The sequence below is a fragment of the Enterococcus sp. HMSC078F03 genome (genome assembly GCF_001811595.1).
Classification (GTDB): domain Bacteria; phylum Bacillota; class Bacilli; order Lactobacillales; family Enterococcaceae; genus Enterococcus; species Enterococcus faecalis.
In genome coordinates, this window is sequence record NZ_KV805578.1 from 46,105 (window position 1) to 67,112 (window position 21,008).

A 21,008-nucleotide genomic window follows, 5' to 3' on the forward strand; every position below is an offset into this window, starting at 1 on the left:
TGATGAATGGCGAAAAAGTTTTAGATCAAGCAATCTCATTAATGGGATAAGGAATTAAAACGTTTAAGAAAAGTGAATAGCAAACAAGGATAGTGCATGTTACCAAAGGTTTTATTTTGTACGCTCGATTCATTCGTTTAATGAGGCTACTGCCTTTTTAATAAATATAAATGGATACAGGAGGAATAAAAATGAACGGATTAATGGCATGGATGGAAAAATATATCTTACCAACTGCCGCAAAAATTGGTGCACAGAAACATCTGGTGGCACTAAGAGATGCTTTTATTGGTACATTACCTGCGACAATGGCTGGATCAGTCGCCGTAATGATTAACGCAATTATTCGAGATCTTCCCCAAGAGTTTGTCTCAACTTATGCGGCAAGTTTGGAAGCAGACAAAGGTATTTTTGCAGTATTGAATGTCATCATTGGGATTAATGGTTTTGTTTGGAATGGTACATTGGCTATCGCTGGTTTGATTTTCGCTTTTTCTTGGGGCTATAACTTAGCGAAAGCATACAATGTGAATGAGCTAGCTGGTGGGATTGTCAGTTTAGCTACCTTAATTTCAGGTGTTGCTTTTGCACCAAATAACACAGCTGAATTAGCTGTGAAAGTGCCAGAAAAGATTGCCAACGCAATTAATGGGGCAGAAATTGGTGCGTCAATTGCTAATAATCAATTGACTGTCAATCCATGGGGTTGGTTAAATCTTAATCATTTAAATGGTAACGCTTTCTTTACAGTGATGATTATGGGGGCTTTATCAACCATTATTTTTTGTAAATTAATGCAAGCGGATTTAACAATAAAAATGCCTGATTCTGTTCCGCCAGCAGTTTCAAAAGCGTTTGCGGCAATTTTACCAGCAACAATCGCGTTGTATGTCGTAGCAATTATTAACTTTACGGTGTCAAAACTTTCAGGCGGTCAATTATTAATTGACTTAATTCAAAAATATATCGCGGAACCGTTCCTTGGGTTATCACAAGGACTAGGAGCTGTGTTAATCGTAACGGTTTTTGTTCAAATTTTCTGGTTCTTTGGTATTCACGGTCCAAACGTTTTGGCACCAGTTCTTGAAGGAATTTGGGGACAAGCACAATTAATTAATATTGATATTTTCCAAAAAGGTTATGAAGGAAAAACAGGAACAGCTGCGGTTTTAGCCGCTATTGACGACGGTAAAGCCTACATGTGGGTCCGTGGTTCGTTTGATGCTTTTGCTTGGTTTGGTGGTTCAGGCGGTACAATTGTCCTAATTATTGCAATCTTGTTATTCTCCAAACGAGCAGATTATTTAACAGTCGGTAAATTATCATTAGGACCTGGGATCTTTAATATCAATGAACCGATTATGTTTGGTTTACCAGTTGTTCTGAATCCAATTATGTTTATTCCATTTGTAATTGCGCCATTAGTTGCTACTACAATTGGCTGGGTTGCAACGTATCTTGGGTTAGTAGCCCCAGTTTCTCAACAAGTCGCGTGGGTGACACCGCCGTTGCTATTATCTTTCTTAGCGACAGGTGCCGACTGGCGCGCACCAATCGTAGCATTGGTATGTATGGTAGTCACTTTCTTGATTTGGACACCGTTTGTTATCGCTGCTAACAAAATGGATCCTGCATTAGGCGAAAGTGAGCAATAGGCAATAAAAACAGCAATTACTTGTATAGAAAGGAGCGAGCGGCATGATTTCGATTGCAAGTGCAATGAAGCAAGAGGAAATTATTACTTTATTAGAGGCATATCAAGGGGAAAATGAAACATTTACTTTTAAAGAAAAGAATGGTATTAAGTTATTTTTTGAAGTTGAAGGAGACCCTGAAACTGCTGCACAAGTTGCAAAACAGCTGATTAAGGAACAACCTTGGGGTGGCGTTTTATACTTCCAAGCAACGGTAGTCTAAAAAGATAGGATGGATGAAAATGATTAGAAATGGATTATTTTTATGTAGTATTGGCTTCTTGATTGTTTTGTATTCGTTGAATCCCAGCTCCTTAAACTATGATTTATTAAGTCTGACAACGGGGATTTTTTTCATTGGACTTGGTGGTTACCTGTTTTTTAAAGGAAAAAAAGTTGCTGAAGAAGAGGCGACAAAGGATGAGGTGAAACGGTAATGGAAATTACGAAAACATTAACTATTTCAGCAGATGAATTTTACACGCAATTAATGAATTCTGTTATTTTTGATATCCGTAAGCAAACAGGCAAAACTCTTACAAGAAAGCAGTTGCGTAAGTTTGAATACATCAAAGAATATAGTAAAAATAGTCGCGCGAAAATAGTTATTGAAGAAGCTGTAGAAAATAAGACCTATCAATTTCGAACATCCACAACTAAAAATGATTTCTCGGTGCGGTATGAGCTCCAGCCAATTGATGAAAAAAGCTGTGAACTGCGTTATACAGAAACAATGGTTTCTTATGGGGCGTTACAAAAACTGAATGATGCAGTATTAGGTATCTTTTTAAGTTATTTTAAAAAGAAACAGTTTTATAAAATGCTTAAAATGATGGAAACTGCTTAAAGGGAAAAAGCGGCTTTTGTCCAGTTGATTCTCTTCAGCTTTAGAAAGTGAGCGATGAGTCGTTTCGACTTATCGCTCACTTTCTTTTGTTGCCCTATTATTTTGGAAACGCACACAAAAAAGCTGTGTGTAATCGTTTTATTTTTAGTGTGTACACGCTTTCCATGTTGAAAAACGTTGTCATATCAAGGGTTTCAATGTGTTAAAACTTGGCACGCTTCTTGCTTATATAAAGGTGTAAAGCAAAACAAAGAGAATTTAGGAGATGAAGGAAAATGGCAAAAAAAACAATTATGTTAGTTTGTTCCGCAGGAATGAGCACGAGTTTATTAGTAACAAAAATGCAAAAAGCAGCAGAAGATCGTGGCATGGAAGCAGACATCTTTGCAGTATCGGCTTCTGAAGCAGATACAAACTTGGAAAATAAAGAGGTAAATGTTTTATTATTAGGCCCACAAGTTCGTTTCATGAAAGGACAATTTGAACAAAAATTACAACCAAAAGGGATTCCTTTAGATGTAATCAACATGGCAGATTATGGCATGATGAATGGCGAAAAAGTTTTAGATCAAGCAATTTCATTAATGGGATCATCAAACTAGAGCAGAAAATGGGGTAGAGGTAATGGACGGACAACAGAACTTAGAAGCAATCATGGGTTTAATCATGTATGGCGGAAATGCTAAAAGCGATGCAATGGAAGCGATTGCCGCAGCAAAATCGGGGGATTTTGAATTAGCAGACAAAAAAATTGCAGATGCAGAAGAATCACTTGTACATGCACATCATTCGCAAACAGGAATGTTAACAGAAGAAGCAAAAGGCAATAACATGCAAGTAACATTGTTAACAGTGCACAGTCAAGATCATTTAATGACTGCGATTGCATTTACAGATTTAGCAAAAGAAATTATCGATCTTTATCGCCGTATTGATAACGAGTAATCTCGTTGTCAATGCGTCTTATAAGAAAAACGCGCTTGAGAAAGCGTTAATTAGGAGGAATAACAATGGACGGATTTGTTCAATGGATGGAGAAACACTTTATGCCGAAAGCGTCAGTAATCGCAGCGCAACGGCACTTGGTAGCAATTCGTGACGCGTTTGTCGTAACGATGCCATTAATGATTTTAGGGGCTTTGGCGGTATTAATTAATAATATTCCAATTCCAGGATATGAGGACTTTTTAAACAAAATTTTCCCAATGATGTATAACGATGCACCAATTTGGAAAAGCTTTGGTGGCAACATTTGGAACGGTACATTCGCAATCTTTGCCGTTTTAGTAGCCTTTTTAGTAGCACACAATTTAGTTAAATCTTATGGAAAAGACGGCATTGCAGCCGGTACAGTTTCTGTAGCTTCATTCTTCGCAGTTGGCGGCTTAGAAGGCATGGGCGCAACTGGATTATTTATTGCTTTGATTATTGCACTTATTTCAGGAGAACTATTCCAACGTTTATCTGGCAATCCTAAATTAGTTATCAAAATGCCTGATGGTGTACCACCAGCAGTAGCAAAATCATTTGCGGCATTATTACCAGCAATGATTACAATCAGTTTATTTAGTTTAATTACATCAATTCTATTTGCTTTAGGAATTGACAATATCGTTATTTCATTCTACGAAGCAGTTCAACAACCATTTATGGGACTTGCAAACAGCTACCCATCAGCATTATTGTTAGCTTTCATTACACCATTCTTGTGGTTCTTTGGTTTACATGGTGCCAACATGGTTGACCCATTAATGCAAACAATCAACGTACCAGCGATTGATGCGAACATTAAAGCTTTAGAAGCAGGTAAAGCAATTCCTTATATTGTAAACAAACCTTTCTTTGATTCATTTGTAAACTTAGGTGGAACAGGGGCAACATTAGGTCTGTTAATTGCTATCTTTATCGTAGGTCGTCGTAACAAACCATACAAAGTCATTACAAACTTAAGTTTAGCACCAGGACTATTTAATATTAATGAACCAGTCATGTTCGGTTTACCAATTGTTTTAAACCCAATTATGTTTATCCCATTCATTTTAGTCCCAATGGTTCTTGTAACTGTTGCGTATGTGGCGACAGCAACTGGTTTAGTACCAGCTGCAACCTTTATGCCACCTTGGGTAACACCACCAATTATTGGCGGATTTTTAGCAACGAAGAGTATCGCCGGCGGAGTTTTAGCAGCTGTTAACTTATTGATTTCTATTTTGATCTACATGCCTTTCGTAAAAGTAGCAACAGATCAATACTTGAAACAAGAAGCAGCCGCAGAAGCAGCTGAGTAAAAAATCGAAGGATTGAATCGTCCGGACTCTTACGGAGGGTTCAATCCTTTTTTTAATGATTAAATCGTAAAGGAGCAAACAACATGAAATATCAATTTCCAGAAAATTTTTGGTGGGGTTCTGCAGCCAGCGGTCCTCAAACAGAAGGCGTTTTTGAAGGTGATGGTAAAGGTCAAAATATTTGGGATTTTTGGTATCAAGAAGCGCCAGAAAAATTTTTTCAACAAGTCGGTCCAGATAAGACCTCACAATTTTATAAAAAATACCAAGAAGATATTCAGTTAATGAAAGAAACGGGACATAACTCTTTTCGAACATCCATTCAATGGAGCCGTTTAATTCCAGACCCTACAACAGGGAAAGTCAATCAAACAGCAGTTGATTTTTATAATCAAGTGATTGATGATTTATTAGAACACGGGATTGAGCCCTTTATGAACTTGTATCATTTTGATATGCCGATGGTACTTCAAGAAAAAGGCGGTTGGGAAAGCCGTGAAGTGGTTGATTTGTATGTCGACTTTGCCAAAACCTGTTTTGAATTGTTTGGCGATCGCGTGAAAAAATGGTTTACGCACAATGAACCAATTGTACCAGTTGAAGGTGGTTATCTCTATGGCTGGCATTATCCTGATAAAGTGAATCTAAAAGAAGGGATTCAAGTACTCTATCATGAAGCTTTAGCTAGTGCCAAAGCGATTGCTGTTTATCATTCTATGAACTTATCAGGTGAAATTGGCATTATTTTAAACTTAACGCCGACTTATCCTCGTGATGAGCACAATGAAGCCGATGTAAATGCGGCTAAATTTGTCGATGGTTTCTTTAACCGTTCGTTTTTAGATCCGGCAGTTAAAGGCCATTTTCCAGAAGATATGGTTGCCTGGGCGAAAGCAAATGACTTGTTGCCAGAAACAACGCCAGAAGATTTAGCAATAATTGCTGAAAATACTGTGGACTTATTAGGAGTAAACTACTATCAACCACGTCGTGCCAAAGCAAAAGAAACACCTGTTGAAACACGACCAGAAGGCTTACTTCCAGAAGATTTTTATGATGTCTACGATATGCCTGGCAAAAAAATGAATCCTTACCGTGGCTGGGAAATCTACGAAAAAGGCATTTATGATACATTAATGAATTTAAAAGAAAATTATGGCAACATTCGCTGCTACATTTCAGAAAATGGCATGGGCGTAGAAGGAGAAGAACGCTTTGTCAATGAACAAGGAGTCATTGAAGATGATTATCGGATTGAATTCGTGCAAGATCACTTGAAATGGGTGCATCAAGCGATTCAAGAAGGTAGTAATGTTCAAGGATATCATATGTGGACGTGTATGGATAACTGGTCTTGGCTTAATGCCTATAAAAATCGTTACGGCTTCATCGCTGTGGATTTAGATGATGATGCGAAACGGACCATTAAGAAAAGCGGTCGTTGGTTCAAAGAAATGACAGCAAATAACGGCTTTTAGAAAGAGAACTGTTTCTGTGATAAAATGAATTGATACAATGTGCGAGGAGGAAAGAAAATGACAACTAAAAGAGTCAAAAAAATGGGCAAAGAAGAAATGAAAGAGATGTTTGATCTTGTCATCTATGCTTTTAATCAGGAACCCACGGCGGAACGCCAAGAACGTTTTGAAAAATTGTTGTCACATACGCAAAGCTATGGCTTCCTAATTGATGAGCAATTAACAAGTCAAGTGATGGCGACACCTTTTCAAGTGAATTTCCATGGTGTCCGCTATCCCATGGCTGGAATTGGCTATGTGGCTTCTTATCCAGAATATCGTGGTGAAGGCGGCATCTCTGCTATTATGAAAGAAATGTTGGCTGATTTAGCGAAACAAAAGGTTGCCCTTTCTTACTTAGCACCGTTTTCATATCCATTTTATCGTCAATATGGCTATGAACAAACATTTGAACAAGTGGAGTATACAATTAAAACGGAAGATTGGCCACGTGTTAAACGAGTTCCAGGTACCATTAAACGAGTTTCTTGGGCTGACGGTAAAGAGGTCATTAAAGACGTATACCTTGAAAATCAAAGAGCGCACTCTGGTGGTGTGATCCGTGAAACTTGGTGGCTGGATTATACGCTGAATCGTGCCAGTAAACCAAATAATCAAGCGATTTATTATTCGTCAGAAGGGAAAGCGGAAGGCTATGTGATTTATCGGATAGCTGCTGGCACCTTTGAAATCGTAGAATGGAACTATTTAACTAATACAGCTTTTAAAGCTTTAGCTGGGTTTATTGGCTCACATAGTGGTTCCGTTCAATCGTTCCATTGGATTAATGGTTTTGCTGGAAAAGATTTAAATGATTTAATGCCAACGCCAGCAGCTTCTGTAAAAATTTTACCTTACATGATGGCACGAATCGTTGAGTTACAAACATTTCTGGAAAAGTATCCATTTCAATCAGGAGAAAAAGAAACGTATTCTTTAGAGATTGAAGATTCCTATGGGCCATGGAATGAAGGTATTTGGACAATCACAATTGACGAACAAGGAAAAGCGACAGTGACTAAAGGTGCTGTGGAAAAAGAAGGAACTGCTGCTTTGAAAGCAGATATCCAAACGTGGACGCAACTATTCTTGGGCTATCGTTCAGCAGAGACGTTATCTTTTTATGAACGCTTACAAGGAGACGCAACGACAGCTCAACGTTTAGGCCAACGTTTAGTCAAAGGCATGCCAATTTTAGAAGATTATTTTTAAAAGTGTGTTTATTCGCAAAAAATGACAGAACCTACTATAATAAAAATGTAAAAAGAATTATTTTAGAAAGGTGATGGGGACAATGGCGAAAACGAAACAAGAAAAAGTTGCACGCAATAATAAAATTGGGCAATATATAGCTATTGCGACAGGACTTTATTATTTAGGAAAAATGATTCTTGATCGGCGGCAAAAAAAATAATAGATAAACGAATGACGTGTTTCACTGAAAGAAAGTATCTCGCGTAATTGCTTATGCGAGATACTTTCTTTTTGTCTATTGACAGATGTAGTGAAGACTTCTAAAATTAAAACAGATTGTTCTCGTAGCTCAGTAGGATAGAGCAACCGCCTCCTAAGCGGTAGGTCGCTGGTTCAATTCCAGTCGGGAACGTAAAAAGGCAAGTAAATTTAGGGGGGAAGACAGATGGCGATTACTATAAATATTTATTATAGTGGGACAAATGGACGTGCAAGAGAATTTGCCAAAGAAATGATTGCCAGCGGAATTGTAGAGGCGATTCGTGCAGAAAAAGGGAATAGTCGCTATGAATACTTTTTTCCAATGGACGATGAAGAAACAGTTCTGCTGATTGATAGTTGGACAGATCAGGAAGCATTAGACAAACACCACGCTTCTCCAATGATGACCCGTATTACAGAACTTAGAGAAAAATATGATTTGCATATGAAAGTAGAAAGATATGTATCAGATGTAACAGACCCCTTGACAAAAGATGCCGCGTTTATAAGAAAATAACTAGAGTGCAATCATTGATCTTAAAATTTAGTGCTAGGGACATCAGCCGTTTCGACTGATGTTCCTAGCACTTTTTATCTTGTAAGGATGAATCATTTGTTACACACGTTAAATTAAAGAAGGACCATTTGTTCTTCAGTCACAGCCGGTTCGGTTAAAATTTTGGCTTGGGCAGCTGCGAGTTTCGCAATAGGTACCCGATAAGGTGAGCAAGAGATGTAGTTTAGGCCAAGTGTTTGGAAAAACGTGATGGATTGCGGATCGCCACCGACTTCTCCACATACGCCAATACTCATGTTTGGTTTAGTGCGACGCGCTTTCTCTACAGCTAATTGAATCAATTGACCAACACCTGTTTGATCTAATGATTGAAACGGATCTTGGGTAATGATTTTCTTTTCCCGATACGTATTAATGAATTTACCGATATCATCACGAGAAAAGCCATAGGTCATTTGTGTTAAATCATTTGTTCCAAAGCTGAAAAAGTCTGCTTCTTCTGCTAACTGATCCGCAATCAGACAAGCTCTAGGTAGTTCAATCATTGTCCCGATTTCGTAAGGGAAAGGAGTCATTTTATGTTCTTCAAAGAGACCGTCAATCGTTTCTTTTAAAATGCGTTTGAGATAGAGAAGTTCTTCTTTTTCGGCGATTAGAGGAATCATCACTTCTGGATAAACAGTAATTCCTTCTTTGACTAATCGAATGGCACTAGTAAATAAGGCTGTAACTTGCATTTTGTATATTTGTGGTTGGGTCACACCTAAGCGACAACCACGATGGCCCAACATTGGATTGGTTTCTTGTAACCGTTCAATTTGTTTGGCGATGGTCACTGGGAACCGTTGTAGTTGCTTCGCCAATAATTGAATATCATTCTTTTCATGAGGTAAAAACTCATGCATCGGCGGATCTAACAAGCGGACCACCATGGGCTTGTCTTGAACTACTTTCAGCATTTGATAAAAGTCTTCCTGTTGAAAATGAAGAAGTTGCTCCAACGCATAGGCTGCTTCCTTTTCAGACTCTGCTAAAATCAGGCGACGCATTTCCAAGACACGCTCTTCCCCGAAAAACATATGCTCTGTTCGCGCTAAACCAATCCCCGCTGCGCCAAAACGGATAGCAGTCTCTAAATCTTGTGTAGTTTCTGCATTGGCACGAACAGTTAAATCAGCGTACGCATCTGCCCAAGACAAGAGCTCTTGAAGGTCATCGTTATTATCAGCAGAAATTGTGGGAATTTCGCCAAGATAAATTTCCCCCGTTGAGCCATCGACGGAAATGATTGTTCCTTCTAAGATGACTTGTGGCCCGCAGTGTAGTTGTTTGGTTTCTTCATTGACGGTTAAACTTTCACAACCAGTCACACAGCAAGTTCCCATTCCTCGTGCGACCACAGCGGCATGAGAAGTCATTCCGCCACGACTGGTCACAATTGCTTCGCTTACAACCATGCCTTCAATATCTTCTGGCGAAGTTTCTTGACGAACAAGAATGACTTTCTTTCCTAGATTGGTCAGTTCTTTGGCTTTTTCTGCTGTAAAAACAATTTGGCCACTTGCTGCACCAGGACTAGCAGGAAGACCCATAGCTAAGCGTTCCATGTGTTGTCGTTTCTCTTGATCAAACACGGGATGAATTAATTGATCAATCGTATCAGGTGTCACACGCAACAGTGCTTCTTGTTTAGTAATGCGATTTTCTTTGGCTAAGTCTAAAGCAATTTTAACCGTAGCTGCGGCGGTTCGTTTCCCGTTTCTTGTTTGTAAAATATATAATTTTTCATTTTCAATGGTAAATTCAATATCTTGCATGTCACGATAATGATATTCTAAAAGTTCTGCGTAATGGCGAAAATCTTGATAAACTTTTGGCATAGTCAAACGTAAACGACGAATGGGTTCTGGCGTCCGAATACCAGCCACTACATCTTCTCCTTGCGCGTTCAAAAGAAACTCTCCAAACAGTTGATTTTCCCCTGTGACCGGATTTCTAGTAAAAACAACGCCAGTGCCACTGTCTAGTCCACGATTGCCGAAAACCATTTCTTGAATGTTGACAGCTGTACCTAAATCATGTGCAATATGATGTAAGTTTCGATAAACCACCGCACGTTGATTATTCCATGAATCAAAAACAGCTTTGATTGCTTCAAAAAGTTGTGCGACAGGGTCTTGCGGGAAGACCACCTGATGTTGTTCAAAAACTTCTTGGTAGCGGACAATCAAGGCGAAATGATCTTCTTCTTGAAAAGCGGTAATTTTTTTGTTGAGCTCTTGTTCCAAGCGCTCTTTTTGTTGGTCAAATAATTCTTTGGGAATGTGATAGACGACGTCTCCAAACATTTGAATAAGTCGGCGATAACAATCAAAAGCAAAACCAGGAGAGGTTAAGGTCGCAAATTTTTTCACACGTTGATCATTTAAACCCAAATTTAAAATAGTATCCATCATACCAGGCATTGAGAAGGCAGCACCACTGCGAACAGAAACTAAGAGAATCTCATTATCCGCGGTAAAAGATTTGCCTGTTTCAGTTTCTAAGTTTTTAACCGCTTTCAAAATTTCTGATTGTAAGTATTCTTCAAAGAAAGTAGCATCTGCCAAATAGTCCATACAGCAACGGGTTGTAATCGTGAATCCTTGCGGAATCGGCAAACCTAAGCGTGTCATTTCTGCCAAGTTCGCCCCTTTACCACCAAGAGTCTCTTTACCTTCATTGTGTGTTTCGTTAAAAGAATAAATAAACTTTTTCATGCGTGACCTCCGTTTAATATGTGTCTTATATGTTCAATAAACATCATAATAGACGGAAATAAGTTTGTCAATAGAAAAAGTTTCTTGTCAATATGTTGAAAAAACAATAAATATGTGTATAATTGTAAGCGAATGCACAATTTGTTTAAGAGGAATTGAGGAGGAAATGATGAAATTAAGTAAACGACAAGAGCAAATTATCGCTGTTGTAAAAGAGCATCAGCCAGTTAGTGGTGAACGCATTTCGGACATACTAGCCGTTTCACGTGCGACATTGCGTTCTGATTTGTCTTTTTTAACACTTTCAGGAATTTTAAAAGCAAGTCCGAAAGTTGGTTATACTTACGAAAGTGATAACATGGAGGCTTTTTTCTTTTTTGACGTTTTTCAAACAAAAGTTCAGGAGATCATGAGTCCACCATTGATGGTTGCCCAAGACACCTCAATTCGAGATGCGATTACCAACTTGTTTATGTATGATGTCGGTTCTCTTTATGTCATGGATGAAGCAAAAGAATTATTAGGGGTTTTGTCACGAAAAGATTTATTACGAGCCTCTTTAAATACAAATATTGATGGCACACCTGTTGCTGTTTGTATGACAAGAGTGCCACATGTGAAAACCTGCACACCAGAATTTACTATTCTTGAAGCTGCTGACACTTTGCAAAAATACGAAGTGGATTCTTTGCCAGTCGTTGAAAAAGAAAATCCTAAAAAAGTTATTGGAAAAATTACGAAAACGAAAATTTTAACCTATATTACGCAACAAGCGAAAGAAGCCGCACAAAATAGATAAGGGAGCTTAATTATGAAAAAAGAGATCATTGTTTATACTATTTCCGATTCACTTGGAGAAACATCACAAAAATTGTTAGCTGCAGCAAGCGCACAATATCCAGATATTTCTTTTCTTAATCGATACAATTTTTCTTTTGTCACAACAGAAGAAGAATTATTAGAGATTTTAAAAGATGCCTTAAAAGATAAAGCCTTAGTTGTCAGTACATTAGTCAGTAAACAACTAATCACAGCGGCGAAAGAATTTAGTGAACGAACAGGGTTGTTATATTTAGATTTAATGGCGCCATTTTTTGAATTAATTCAAGCGAAAGCCGGAGTAGATCCTATTGAAGAGCCTGGACGACGCCACCAACTAGATCGTGCCTATTTTGATAAAATCTCAGCGATTGAATTTGCTGTAAAATATGATGATGGCAAAAATCCTCAAGGGTTTCTTAATTCTGATATATTGTTGTTAGGCGTTTCGCGGACCTCAAAAACGCCAGTCAGTATGTATTTAGCAAATCAAGGCTACCGCGTTTCTAACTTACCATTAATTCCAGAAGTTCCATTGCCGCCAATTTTGGAAGAAATGGATCCACAAAAAATGATTGGTTTAGTTTGTTCGCCAGAAACATTAGGACAGATTCGTAGCAGTCGGTTGGCTTCCTTAGGTTTAGGTAATGAGACCAGTTATACCAATGTTGAACGGATTGAACAAGAATTAGCCTATGCCGAAGAAATTTTTGCGAAGTATGGTATCCCAGTGATTGATGTAACCGCAAAATCTGTCGAAGAAACAGCCTTTTTGATTAAAGAAAAACTAGATGAAAGAAATTAAAAAGCTTGGCAACCTCACTAAATTTCAGTGAAGTTGCCAAGCTTTTTATACTTAATTGGGATTCTTTTTATTAGTCAATATTTTTTTGATCGACAATGAGTAAAGCGATCATCACGTAGACAATCCAACTACTTTTAGAATAAAGTGTATAGCGGGGTTGCCATTTGCTAGCAAATTTTTCCTTGTATTCGCGTAATCCTTGGAAGGAGTAAATTTCTGAACCAAATTCATAAATTAACGCAGCAATCCGTTCTTGAATAAAACTTTTTCTTGATTGACCAACGTTTGCTAACGGAGCCATCCCTAAATTGAAATAATGAATATTTTCTGTTTTCATATATTCAAATAAATGAATAAATAGGAAATCCATACTTCCAGAAGGGGCTTTTTCTTTATGGTGACGCATCAAGTCAATGGTACCAACTTCATTTGTGTAACTAGGAATGATATTAGCGAAAGAGACCATTTCTCCTTCAGCATTTCGGACAACAGCAATTGGGTTTCTTTGAAGATACGCTTCATCGAAAAATCCTAGTGAAAAGCCTTTTTCTTTTCGATTGTCTAACCAACTATCCGAAATAGCTTTTAATTCGTGCATTTGTTCGGCACTAAAAGGAGGTTGGAGTACGTCAAATGAATAGCCGGCTTTGGTAATTTTATTAAACACTGCGCGGGTACCTTTGAATTTTTTCCCAGACATCGTAAATGTTTCTAGATTAACTAAGGCTTCTTCGCCCATTTTGATAAATTCGTAGCCGTATTCATGTAGTAACATCACGCTGTCCTCATTGGTTTCGTAAAAGACGGGTACATAGCCGAAACGATCTGTTTCTTTAAGGAATGCATCAATCGCCGCAGGAAAATCTTCTTTGTTCCCAGAAGGGTTGCCCATCACAACGCATTTATTATTAATGGTGTTGAATTGTAAAAAGACAGTCGGTTCTTCTTTGGGATATAAGAAAACCTGTTTATCATGAAGAAAGACAAGTTCACTATCAATATTCCCGCCATAAGTTGTTAAGATATTATGCAAGATACTATCTTCTGGAAACTCACCAACTTGGTGTTTTTTCCCTTGGAGGTAGCGAACAAATAGAAAGTTAAAACTCATAACTAAGAGGATAGCGATAAATCCTGACAACCAGATCCGTTCGGAAGGGAACAAGAAAAATTCCACAAAATGATGACGATGGTGTGGGAAGTTCGGTAAATTATAAACACCAATGACTAGGTATAATAAGGTCAACAAGCCAAAGATAAACCCATCAATCGTCATCCACTCCCAAGAGTAAACCAGTTGTTCACGGTACAATTCTGATTTTGAAAAAATAACGATAAATAATAAAATAGCTAAATAGAAAATGGAAAACATACTAAAGTCAACAACAAATGAATACAAGATAGCACCAATTAATAAAATAATCGTTGGATAATAGGCTCTTTTAACACGATCAGCAATCCCACGTCCCATAATTAATAATGCAAAGCCTAAAACAATACTCGGAATTTGAATAATAATATGTGAACGGAAGGGGTTAATATCTCTTAACCAATGCACTTGAGTGAAGGCTTCTGGAATAGTGGCTAGGAGCACCATCATAATTCCTGAAAAATAAAGTAAAACCACTTCCAATTTGTGGGCAATTTCCAAAGTAATTTGTTTCAGTAATTGTCGATAATGAGTATCCAATTTTTGGCTTAAGTGTTTTGTAAAGAACAAACAGCCAATTAAGAAAGGGATAATATAATAGAATAAACGATAGAGCAATAACCACAAAACAATAATTTCACGATCGACACCTAAGTTGCTCAGTCCTAAAATCATCATGACATCAAAACTACCTAAAGCCCCTGGAATCATCGAAGCAATCCCAATAATCGAAGCTGCTACATATAAAGGAACAATATCAATTAAAGGAATCGGTACATCTAATAAGTAACCAATACTGATAAAGGTAATTAAAACACCTGTCCATTCTAAAAACGAAGAAACAACTAGAGATAAGCGATTTTTTGCATCGAGGTTACCAAAGGAACTATTTTTTTGGAAATGTAAAATAAGATAAAGTAATGGGAAATAAAGACCGCCACCTAATAACCAAATCCAATATTGCTGTAAATAAGCCATCTTTGGATCAAACTGAACAAGGAAAAAGCAAAGAATACTATAAATAGATAGACCGGATAACACAAAAAGTAAAATATGGGTTAACGCAGGTAAAATTTTCTTTTCCTCTGTTTTATTTCCATAAAATTCAGAACGAAGTCCCATGCTGACCAAACCACCGAATCCACCAATATTATTGATTGTATTGACAATCCAGCTAGATTCAAGGAGTTCCCGTTTTGAGACTTTCAAGTTTAAAATGCGATTTAATGTTAAGTCATAATTTAGCATCGGAGTAACGGAAACTAAACCGATAACCATCATCAATAACAATTTCCATAGCGGAATCTCATCAAAAATCTGTTTTAACTGTTCAAATGAGATCGTTTTACCAATTGATAAAAGTTGGGCAACAACAATAATTGAGACCGCAATAACAAACAGTGTTTTTAGTAATCCTGTATGCGTTTTGATCCAATGAATAATTTGTTTCATTTAGACACCTTCATTTCCTTTAAGAATTTTTCGATTGTTTTATTAAAAATATCTGGTGAGTTTTTGGCAAATAAATGACCTTGTTTATTTACCAAGACCAATTTGCCAGCAGGAATGGCATCAGCAATCGCCCGTGAATGGGAAAGCGCAATTAAATCTCGGCTGCCAGTAATAACAAGAGTAGGACAGGGGATGTGTTCTAAATCTTGTTTTGTCAGTCCAGTATCTTCAAATAACAGAGCCACGATAGGGAGCCGTGCGCGCAATTTTTTTGAAAAAAAGGCGCCAATACGACAAAACCAATATTGAAAATAAGTGGCAATCGTTACATATTTTTTCAGACCAGACATGGTGACATTTCCAGAATTTAAGACGAGTTTATTGACGAAATCAGGATATAAATGGGTAAAAACCATGGCAATATTTGCTCCGTCACTAAAGCCCAATAAATTAATTTTTGTTAAGTGTTCTTGTTGAATAATACCAGCTAAATCTTCTGCCAAAAGCGGAAAAGTTAATTGACTTTGTGTATTGGTGGAACGTCCATGTCCGCGGGTATCCACCGCAATAACTTGATACTCCTTGGAGAAATAAGAAATTTGATAATTAAAAAAAGTATGATCATTGCCATTACCATGAAGTAACACAAGGGGGTAATTTGTTTCTTTGCCAAAAATTTGATAAAAAATTTGACTGCCATCTATTGTTTGAAAATATTTTTCTATTGCCATTCTCCGTCACCTATCTCATCTATAATCAATCGAGTCCCCTCTCATTATAGAGTCTTTTGTCTTTTTTTTGTAATAAAAAACAGAAAATTTTCCGAACAGTTTTGTAAGGTGTTGTAATATAGTGTGATATAGTAGAAGATAGCCACCTAAAAATTAGACTAGAGGAGGGAAAGTTGATGTCTTTAATCGTTTTAATTGGTGCCCAAGCTGTCGGGAAAATGACCGTTGGCAAGGCTTTAGAAAAGCAGTTAGATGCTAAATTACTATTTAATCATCAAACCATTGACTTATTTGCAAACTATCTTGGGTATACGGAACGTGCGTTTCAATTGTCTGATTCCGTTAGAAAGGAACTTTTTCATGCCTTTGTAGAAAATCCAGCCACAAATACAACAAAAAACATTATTTTTACAGTGGTGATTGCTTTTGATCAAGAACAGGATTTTCAATTTTTAGAAGAAATATCAGAAATTTTTCTTAGTAAACATGAGTCCGTTTATTTCGTCGAACTCGTCTCTTCAACAGAAATCCGCCTAGAACGGAATGTTCATCCAGAGCGGCTAGAGGCAAAACCTTCAAAACGCGATGTCGACTTTTCTCGAAAAGAATTACTCAATACCTTTAAAGAACATCGATTAGTAAGCCACGAAGGCGAACTAGAAAGTACATTTCCAAATGTAAAAATAACGAAAATAAATAATTCAAACATGACACCAGAAGAAGTAGCAACGAAGATAATTGCTACTTTTGGTTTGACATAATGTGAAAGGAACATCGGAATCAATGAAAAAGTTTTTTAAATATCTCGGTAGCTTGATGGTCCTTCTTTTAAGCATAGCTTTAATTTTGATAGGATATTTAACCTTCCGAGAGTTTCGACCACGAGCGGTTGAACCAGTTGCTATAAATAAACAAATTTCAGAGCAAACCATCGAAAAAAAGCAATCCATTTCTTTAGTCACGTATAACATAGGCTATGCTGGCCTAGGACAAACAGAAGATTTTTTTATGGACGGTGGCAAAACTGTCCAACCAGTTAATAAGGCAATGGTCCAACAGAATTTAACAGGCATTGAAGAAACCTTGAAAGAATTACCAGCGATGATTTACTTATTCCAAGAAGTCGATCGTCGCTCGCAACGTTCTTATGAAGTCAATCAAGAGGAAGAATTACAAAAACAGCTACAGCTGAACAGCGCATTTGCTTATAATTTTAAGGTAGATTATGTGCCCATTCCTTGGCCGCCGATTGGACGAGTAGAAAGTGGTTTATTAACATTATCAAATGAAAAAATAACAGAGGCCAAACGCATTGCTTTACCCAATCCCTTTCGTTGGCCCGTTAGCATTAGTAACTTAAAACGAGCACTTCTAGAAACGCGCTTTCCAATTAAAGGCACAGACAAAGAATTAGTGGTTTTTAACTTACATTTGGAAGCCTATGACAATGGGGAAGGGAAGATTGCTCAAAGCAAAAAGTTAGCTGACGTATTATCCCAAGAATACGCTAAAGGAAACTATGTAATTGCTGGAGGTGACTTTAATCAAGTTTTCAAAGGCAGTCATCGATATCCTGACTTAGGGGAAGCTGGTTGGGTACCAGGAGAAATTGATCCAGCAGACTTACCTAAACATTTTTCACTTGCTTATGATGATCAACAACCGACTGTGCGGGTGCTTAATAAGCCTTACACTGGCTCTTATGAAACATCCCAAGTGTATGTAATTGATGGTTTTATTGTTTCTGATAATGTGGCTGTTCATAGCGTGAAAACAAAGGACGAACAATTTAAATATACAGATCACCAACCTGTGAAGATGGAAGTTGGGTTGAAATAGAAAAAGGAGGAGATAGATGAAATTAGGGGTTATTGCCGCAATGGATTTAGAGCTTCAAAAATTATTGGAATATTTTCCACCACAACGAAAGATACAGCTAGCAAAAAATACATTTTATATTTATGAACAAAAAACATCGCAAGTCATTATGGTTTGTGCAGGACAAGGAAAGACGAATGCTACGCTATATAGTCAAATACTTTTGATTCATTTCAAATAGAACAACTAATTAATATCGGTATTTGTGGCTGTTTAAATGAAAAACTGCAACTCTTTGAGATGGTGCTAGGTGAGGAATACTGCCATTACGATATTCGTGAAAGACAGTCAATCAATAAATTTCCTTATCAGCTGTACTATAAAGGAGATAAAGGAATGCTGGCCGAACTTCAACATCTAGATGAAAAGATAAAGTGTGTTCGTTTTGGAACTGGAGAAGGCTTCGTTTGTGACACAACTGAAAAAAGAAACTTAATTGAATAATTCTCTATTGACTGTGTGGATATGGAATCCGCAGCTATTGCACAATGCTGCTTTTTAAATGATTGTGCTTTTGTTTCTATAAGAATTATTTGCGATAGAGCGGATGCTAACGCAGTCAAAGTAACAGAAGATACACAAACACAGGCAATGGAAAAAGTATTTGAATTGGTCTGTGCATATATAAATTAAAAAAGAAAGAGCTTGGAACAAAAATCCAGAAAGATTTTTGTTCCAAGCTTAAAAAGTAATATAGGTTGGGGATAAAAGTAACATTGTTATTGTTCCAATTATTTTATAGATAGCCTTTAGTAATAGAATGAGTGGAATTTAGCATATTTGCTGGGGTTCCTGTAAAAAGAAGCTGTCCGCCATTTTCTCCACCTTCGGGACCTAGTTCAATCAACCAGTCGGCACTTTTAATCACGTCAATGTGATGTTCTAATAAAATTAAGCTGTTTCCTTCTTCTACCATTCGATTGAAAAGTTGAAGACTTTGTTGGATATCAATTAAGTGTAAACCATCTGTAGGTTCATCCATTAAATAGATAGCTTTTTTTTGGTGAAGTGTGTCTGCTAATTTTACCCTTTGCAATTCGCCACCAGATAATGTTGAGAGCGATTGATTGAGTTTAAGGTAGCTTAAGCCAACTTCCAGTAAATTTTTTAATGAAAGAGCAAAAGGCTGGTCTTTGAAAAAATCATAGCCATCTTTAACGCTTAAAGCTAGTACTTCAACGATATTTTTTCCGTTATACAGATAATGAAGCACCTCTTCTTTGTAACGCGTTCCGTGACAGGTTTCGCAAATACTAGTAACATCCTCCATAAAAGACATATCGGAGACAATTATGCCTTTCCCCTTGCAAGTAGGACAGGCGCCTTTGGAATTATAGCTAAATAAAGCTGGACTAACATGATTTTCTTCCGCAAACAGTTTGCGGACCTTATCAAAAATATTGAGATAGGTCATTGGTGTGGATCGTAAATTTGCGGTAATGCTTTTTTGTGAAAGATGAATAATTTCTTGGTTATCAGCTTGGGCTTTTTGATAAATTTCTTCCGCTAATGATGATTTACCTGAACCAGCGACCCCACAAATAACAGTCAAAACTCCTAACGGAACTTCGACAGATAGATTGTTTAAATTATGCAGTGTCGCATGTTCGATTGTTAAAGACTTCCTTGCTTTTCTTGGTTGGTCGTTTAAAGGGAGCGGCTCTTGAAGCGCTTGACTAGTCAAGGTTTTGGAGGCTAGAAATGCGTCATACGTTCCTGAAAACTGGACATGGCCACCATTTTCGCCTGCGAAAGGTCCTATATCGATGATAAAATCAGCTTCTCTAATTAATTGTGGATTGTGTTCCACCAGAACCACGGTGTTTCCTTTATTTTTTAAATTGAGCAACGCACGACTGATCCGTTCGATGTCCTTTGGATGTAAGCCAGCACTTGGTTCATCTAAAATATACATAATATCGTTTAAGGCGCTGTTTACATACTTAGCAATTTTAATCCGCTGTGCTTCACCACCAGAAAGTGTTTCAGTTGCTCGTCCTAATGTGAGGTAGGAGAGACCGATATTAATTAATGCTTCTAGACGTACAAGTAGCTCTTCTTGAATATTTTTTATTAAGGATAGGTCCATTGAACGAATAAAAGAATGTAATTCAGTGAGTGGCATGTCAACAGCATCAGCAATACTTTTCTGATTAATTTTGCAGCTACGAACACGTTCATTGACTCTACTTCCTAAACAATCAGGACATCTTTTTACGGTAACAAAGTGATTAAGGTATTTTTGATGACGTTTGCCTTCGTCTGTATGCAATATGCTACGTTGCATGCGCGGGACGATTCCTTCATACAAAGCTGTATGAGGCCACTCTTTGGGTGGATTAGCTAGTTTTTGTTGTGGAGCATATAAAAATAATGCTAACTCTTCAGGAGAATAGTCCTTGATTTTTTTATCCAAATCAAATAGACCACTATGGGCATAACGCTTCCACCGCCAGTTGCCAACTGTAAATGTGGGGAAATCGATAGGCCCTTCGTTTAATGATTTGTCATAATCAACTAGCTGATGAAGATTGATTTCGGTAATCTTTCCTAAGCCGTCGCATGTTGGACATTTTCCATCCGGATGATTAAACGAAAAAGTATCTGAATAACCAACAAATGGAGAACCTGCTCGTGAAAACAACAAACGTAAAAACGTATAAATATCTGTATACGTTCCCACTGTCGAACGAGAATTGCCTGCTACTTTTTTCTGGTCAATGACAATTGCAACAGGAAGATTCTCGATTTTTTCAACTTCTGGACGACCATATTTGGGTAAGTAATTTTGAACAAACGAACTAAATGTATCATTTAGTTCACGACGTGATTCAGCGGCTAATGTGTCAAATACTAAGGAGGACTTTCCTGAACCCGAAAGTCCAGTAACAACAGTTAGTTGCTTTTTAGGGATATTGACAGAGACATTCTTCAAATTATTTTGTGTTGCGTGCTTAATTTCAATCCATTCCATTAAAAAACCTCCGTTTCTATTCTATTTTAGCATATAAAAAGAACCTAGCCTAAAAGTTGAACATTGGAATTTTCAAGAGAACTTTACTTTTTAATCGCTTTCATTTATGCTATAAGTAATAC

General features: G+C 37.4%; 18 protein-coding genes, 1 tRNA gene and 1 pseudogene. 16 read left to right on the forward strand and 4 right to left on the reverse strand.

Going from position 1 to position 21,008, the window contains the following annotated elements; genetic code table 11:
* The first annotated feature begins 191 nt into the window (after positions 1-191).
* The 11 genes from HMPREF2810_RS10170 (at position 192) to HMPREF2810_RS10225 (ending at position 8,318) form a co-directional block, all read left to right on the forward strand.
* Complete coding sequence (locus HMPREF2810_RS10170) at positions 192-1,655, forward strand: PTS sugar transporter subunit IIC (protein ID WP_002364646.1); 1,464 nt, start codon at positions 192-194, stop codon at positions 1,653-1,655.
* 43 nt (positions 1,656-1,698) lie between these two features.
* Positions 1,699-1,917, forward strand: coding sequence for a hypothetical protein (locus tag HMPREF2810_RS10175; protein WP_002355915.1), 219 nt, complete (start codon positions 1,699-1,701; stop codon positions 1,915-1,917).
* A 13-nt stretch (positions 1,918-1,930) separates the two neighbouring features.
* A complete protein-coding gene (locus HMPREF2810_RS10180) occupies positions 1,931-2,131 on the forward strand; it encodes a DUF3188 domain-containing protein (RefSeq protein WP_002355916.1) in 201 nt (66 codons plus the stop codon).
* Positions 2,131-2,541: a DUF3284 domain-containing protein gene (locus HMPREF2810_RS10185; protein ID WP_002355917.1), complete on the forward strand. Its 411-nt coding sequence runs from the start codon at positions 2,131-2,133 to the stop codon at positions 2,539-2,541. Before HMPREF2810_RS10180 ends, HMPREF2810_RS10185 begins: the two co-directional genes overlap by 1 nt.
* A 275-nt stretch (positions 2,542-2,816) precedes the next feature.
* Complete coding sequence (locus tag HMPREF2810_RS10190; protein ID WP_002355918.1) at positions 2,817-3,143, forward strand: PTS sugar transporter subunit IIB; 327 nt, start codon at positions 2,817-2,819, stop codon at positions 3,141-3,143.
* A 22-nt stretch (positions 3,144-3,165) separates the two neighbouring features.
* Positions 3,166-3,486, forward strand: coding sequence for a PTS lactose/cellobiose transporter subunit IIA (locus HMPREF2810_RS10195; RefSeq protein WP_002355919.1), 321 nt, complete (start codon positions 3,166-3,168; stop codon positions 3,484-3,486).
* A 65-nt stretch (positions 3,487-3,551) separates the two neighbouring features.
* The gene (locus HMPREF2810_RS10200; RefSeq protein ID WP_002355920.1) at positions 3,552-4,829 is read left to right on the forward strand and encodes a PTS sugar transporter subunit IIC; all 1,278 of its coding nucleotides are present in this window, start codon (positions 3,552-3,554) and stop codon (positions 4,827-4,829) included.
* An 83-nt stretch (positions 4,830-4,912) separates the two neighbouring features.
* Positions 4,913-6,307 (forward strand): glycoside hydrolase family 1 protein, encoded by a 1,395-nt coding sequence (locus HMPREF2810_RS10205; RefSeq protein WP_002355921.1) that lies wholly within the window; start codon positions 4,913-4,915, stop codon positions 6,305-6,307.
* Positions 6,308-6,364: 57 nt separating this feature from the next.
* On the forward strand, positions 6,365-7,558 hold the full coding sequence (eis, locus tag HMPREF2810_RS10210; protein ID WP_010715080.1) for a GNAT family N-acetyltransferase: 1,194 nt from the start codon (positions 6,365-6,367) through the stop codon (positions 7,556-7,558).
* Between the two features lie 320 nt (positions 7,559-7,878).
* A tRNA-Arg gene (locus HMPREF2810_RS10220) sits at positions 7,879-7,952 on the forward strand.
* 33 nt (positions 7,953-7,985) lie between these two features.
* Positions 7,986-8,318 (forward strand): putative quinol monooxygenase, encoded by a 333-nt coding sequence (locus tag HMPREF2810_RS10225; protein WP_002358903.1) that lies wholly within the window; start codon positions 7,986-7,988, stop codon positions 8,316-8,318.
* Between the two features lie 113 nt (positions 8,319-8,431).
* Here the strand turns inward: HMPREF2810_RS10225 and ppdK are convergent, their stop codons facing one another.
* A complete protein-coding gene (ppdK, locus tag HMPREF2810_RS10230) occupies positions 8,432-11,077 on the reverse strand; it encodes a pyruvate, phosphate dikinase (RefSeq protein ID WP_002383423.1) in 2,646 nt (881 codons plus the stop codon).
* A gap of 169 nt (positions 11,078-11,246) precedes the next feature.
* Here ppdK and HMPREF2810_RS10235 point away from each other — a divergent pair, with 169 nt between their 5' ends.
* Both HMPREF2810_RS10235 and HMPREF2810_RS10240 read left to right on the forward strand, forming a co-directional pair.
* Positions 11,247-11,876, forward strand: a complete 630-nt coding sequence (locus tag HMPREF2810_RS10235; RefSeq protein ID WP_002355926.1) for a helix-turn-helix transcriptional regulator — start codon at positions 11,247-11,249, stop codon at positions 11,874-11,876.
* 12 nt (positions 11,877-11,888) lie between these two features.
* A complete protein-coding gene (locus HMPREF2810_RS10240; RefSeq protein WP_002383425.1) occupies positions 11,889-12,701 on the forward strand; it encodes a pyruvate, water dikinase regulatory protein in 813 nt (270 codons plus the stop codon).
* 70 nt (positions 12,702-12,771) lie between these two features.
* On the opposite strand, the gene mprF is transcribed toward HMPREF2810_RS10240, so the two are convergent.
* Entirely contained in the window at positions 12,772-15,303 is a 2,532-nt protein-coding gene (mprF, locus tag HMPREF2810_RS10245; RefSeq protein WP_002358907.1) for a bifunctional lysylphosphatidylglycerol flippase/synthetase MprF, read from the reverse strand.
* Positions 15,300-16,034, reverse strand: coding sequence for an alpha/beta fold hydrolase (locus tag HMPREF2810_RS10250; RefSeq protein ID WP_002358908.1), 735 nt, complete (start codon positions 16,032-16,034; stop codon positions 15,300-15,302). The genes mprF and HMPREF2810_RS10250 overlap by 4 nt, the downstream gene beginning before the upstream one ends.
* 176 nt (positions 16,035-16,210) lie before the next feature.
* Here HMPREF2810_RS10250 and HMPREF2810_RS10255 point away from each other — a divergent pair, with 176 nt between their 5' ends.
* The 3 genes and pseudogenes from HMPREF2810_RS10255 (at position 16,211) to HMPREF2810_RS16255 (ending at position 18,545) form a co-directional block, all read left to right on the forward strand.
* Complete coding sequence (locus HMPREF2810_RS10255; RefSeq protein ID WP_002364651.1) at positions 16,211-16,795, forward strand: DEAD/DEAH box helicase family protein; 585 nt, start codon at positions 16,211-16,213, stop codon at positions 16,793-16,795.
* 22 nt (positions 16,796-16,817) lie between these two features.
* Positions 16,818-17,873 carry an endonuclease/exonuclease/phosphatase family protein gene (locus HMPREF2810_RS10260; RefSeq protein ID WP_002383426.1) on the forward strand — a complete coding sequence of 352 codons (1,056 nt, stop codon included), beginning with the start codon at positions 16,818-16,820 and terminating at the stop codon, positions 17,871-17,873.
* A 40-nt stretch (positions 17,874-17,913) separates the two neighbouring features.
* Positions 17,914-18,545 (forward strand): annotated as a pseudogene (locus HMPREF2810_RS16255) (5'-methylthioadenosine/S-adenosylhomocysteine nucleosidase).
* Positions 18,546-18,648: 103 nt separating this feature from the next.
* On the opposite strand, the gene HMPREF2810_RS10270 reads toward HMPREF2810_RS16255, so the two are convergent.
* A complete protein-coding gene (locus tag HMPREF2810_RS10270; protein WP_002383429.1) occupies positions 18,649-20,886 on the reverse strand; it encodes an ATP-binding cassette domain-containing protein in 2,238 nt (745 codons plus the stop codon).
* Positions 20,887-21,008 lie beyond the last annotated feature (122 nt).

Bases quoted from the DNA above. Each gene is read 5' to 3' on its own strand.
- HMPREF2810_RS10170 (WP_002364646.1), top strand. From the start codon at position 192: ATGAACGGATTAATGGCATGGATGGAAAAATATATCTTACCAACTGCC.
- HMPREF2810_RS10175 (WP_002355915.1), top strand. From the start codon at position 1,699: ATGATTTCGATTGCAAGTGCAATGAAGCAAGAGGAAATTATTACTTTA.
- HMPREF2810_RS10180 (WP_002355916.1), top strand. From the start codon at position 1,931: ATGAAAATGATTAGAAATGGATTATTTTTATGTAGTATTGGCTTCTTG.
- HMPREF2810_RS10185 (WP_002355917.1), top strand. From the start codon at position 2,131: ATGGAAATTACGAAAACATTAACTATTTCAGCAGATGAATTTTACACG.
- HMPREF2810_RS10190 (WP_002355918.1), top strand. From the start codon at position 2,817: ATGGCAAAAAAAACAATTATGTTAGTTTGTTCCGCAGGAATGAGCACG.
- HMPREF2810_RS10195 (WP_002355919.1), top strand. From the start codon at position 3,166: ATGGACGGACAACAGAACTTAGAAGCAATCATGGGTTTAATCATGTAT.
- HMPREF2810_RS10200 (WP_002355920.1), top strand. From the start codon at position 3,552: ATGGACGGATTTGTTCAATGGATGGAGAAACACTTTATGCCGAAAGCG.
- HMPREF2810_RS10205 (WP_002355921.1), top strand. From the start codon at position 4,913: ATGAAATATCAATTTCCAGAAAATTTTTGGTGGGGTTCTGCAGCCAGC.
- eis (WP_010715080.1), top strand. From the start codon at position 6,365: ATGACAACTAAAAGAGTCAAAAAAATGGGCAAAGAAGAAATGAAAGAG.
- HMPREF2810_RS10225 (WP_002358903.1), top strand. From the start codon at position 7,986: ATGGCGATTACTATAAATATTTATTATAGTGGGACAAATGGACGTGCA.
- ppdK (WP_002383423.1), bottom strand. From the start codon at position 11,077: ATGAAAAAGTTTATTTATTCTTTTAACGAAACACACAATGAAGGTAAA.
- HMPREF2810_RS10235 (WP_002355926.1), top strand. From the start codon at position 11,247: ATGAAATTAAGTAAACGACAAGAGCAAATTATCGCTGTTGTAAAAGAG.
- HMPREF2810_RS10240 (WP_002383425.1), top strand. From the start codon at position 11,889: ATGAAAAAAGAGATCATTGTTTATACTATTTCCGATTCACTTGGAGAA.
- mprF (WP_002358907.1), bottom strand. From the start codon at position 15,303: ATGAAACAAATTATTCATTGGATCAAAACGCATACAGGATTACTAAAA.
- HMPREF2810_RS10250 (WP_002358908.1), bottom strand. From the start codon at position 16,034: ATGGCAATAGAAAAATATTTTCAAACAATAGATGGCAGTCAAATTTTT.
- HMPREF2810_RS10255 (WP_002364651.1), top strand. From the start codon at position 16,211: ATGTCTTTAATCGTTTTAATTGGTGCCCAAGCTGTCGGGAAAATGACC.
- HMPREF2810_RS10260 (WP_002383426.1), top strand. From the start codon at position 16,818: ATGAAAAAGTTTTTTAAATATCTCGGTAGCTTGATGGTCCTTCTTTTA.
- HMPREF2810_RS10270 (WP_002383429.1), bottom strand. From the start codon at position 20,886: ATGGAATGGATTGAAATTAAGCACGCAACACAAAATAATTTGAAGAAT.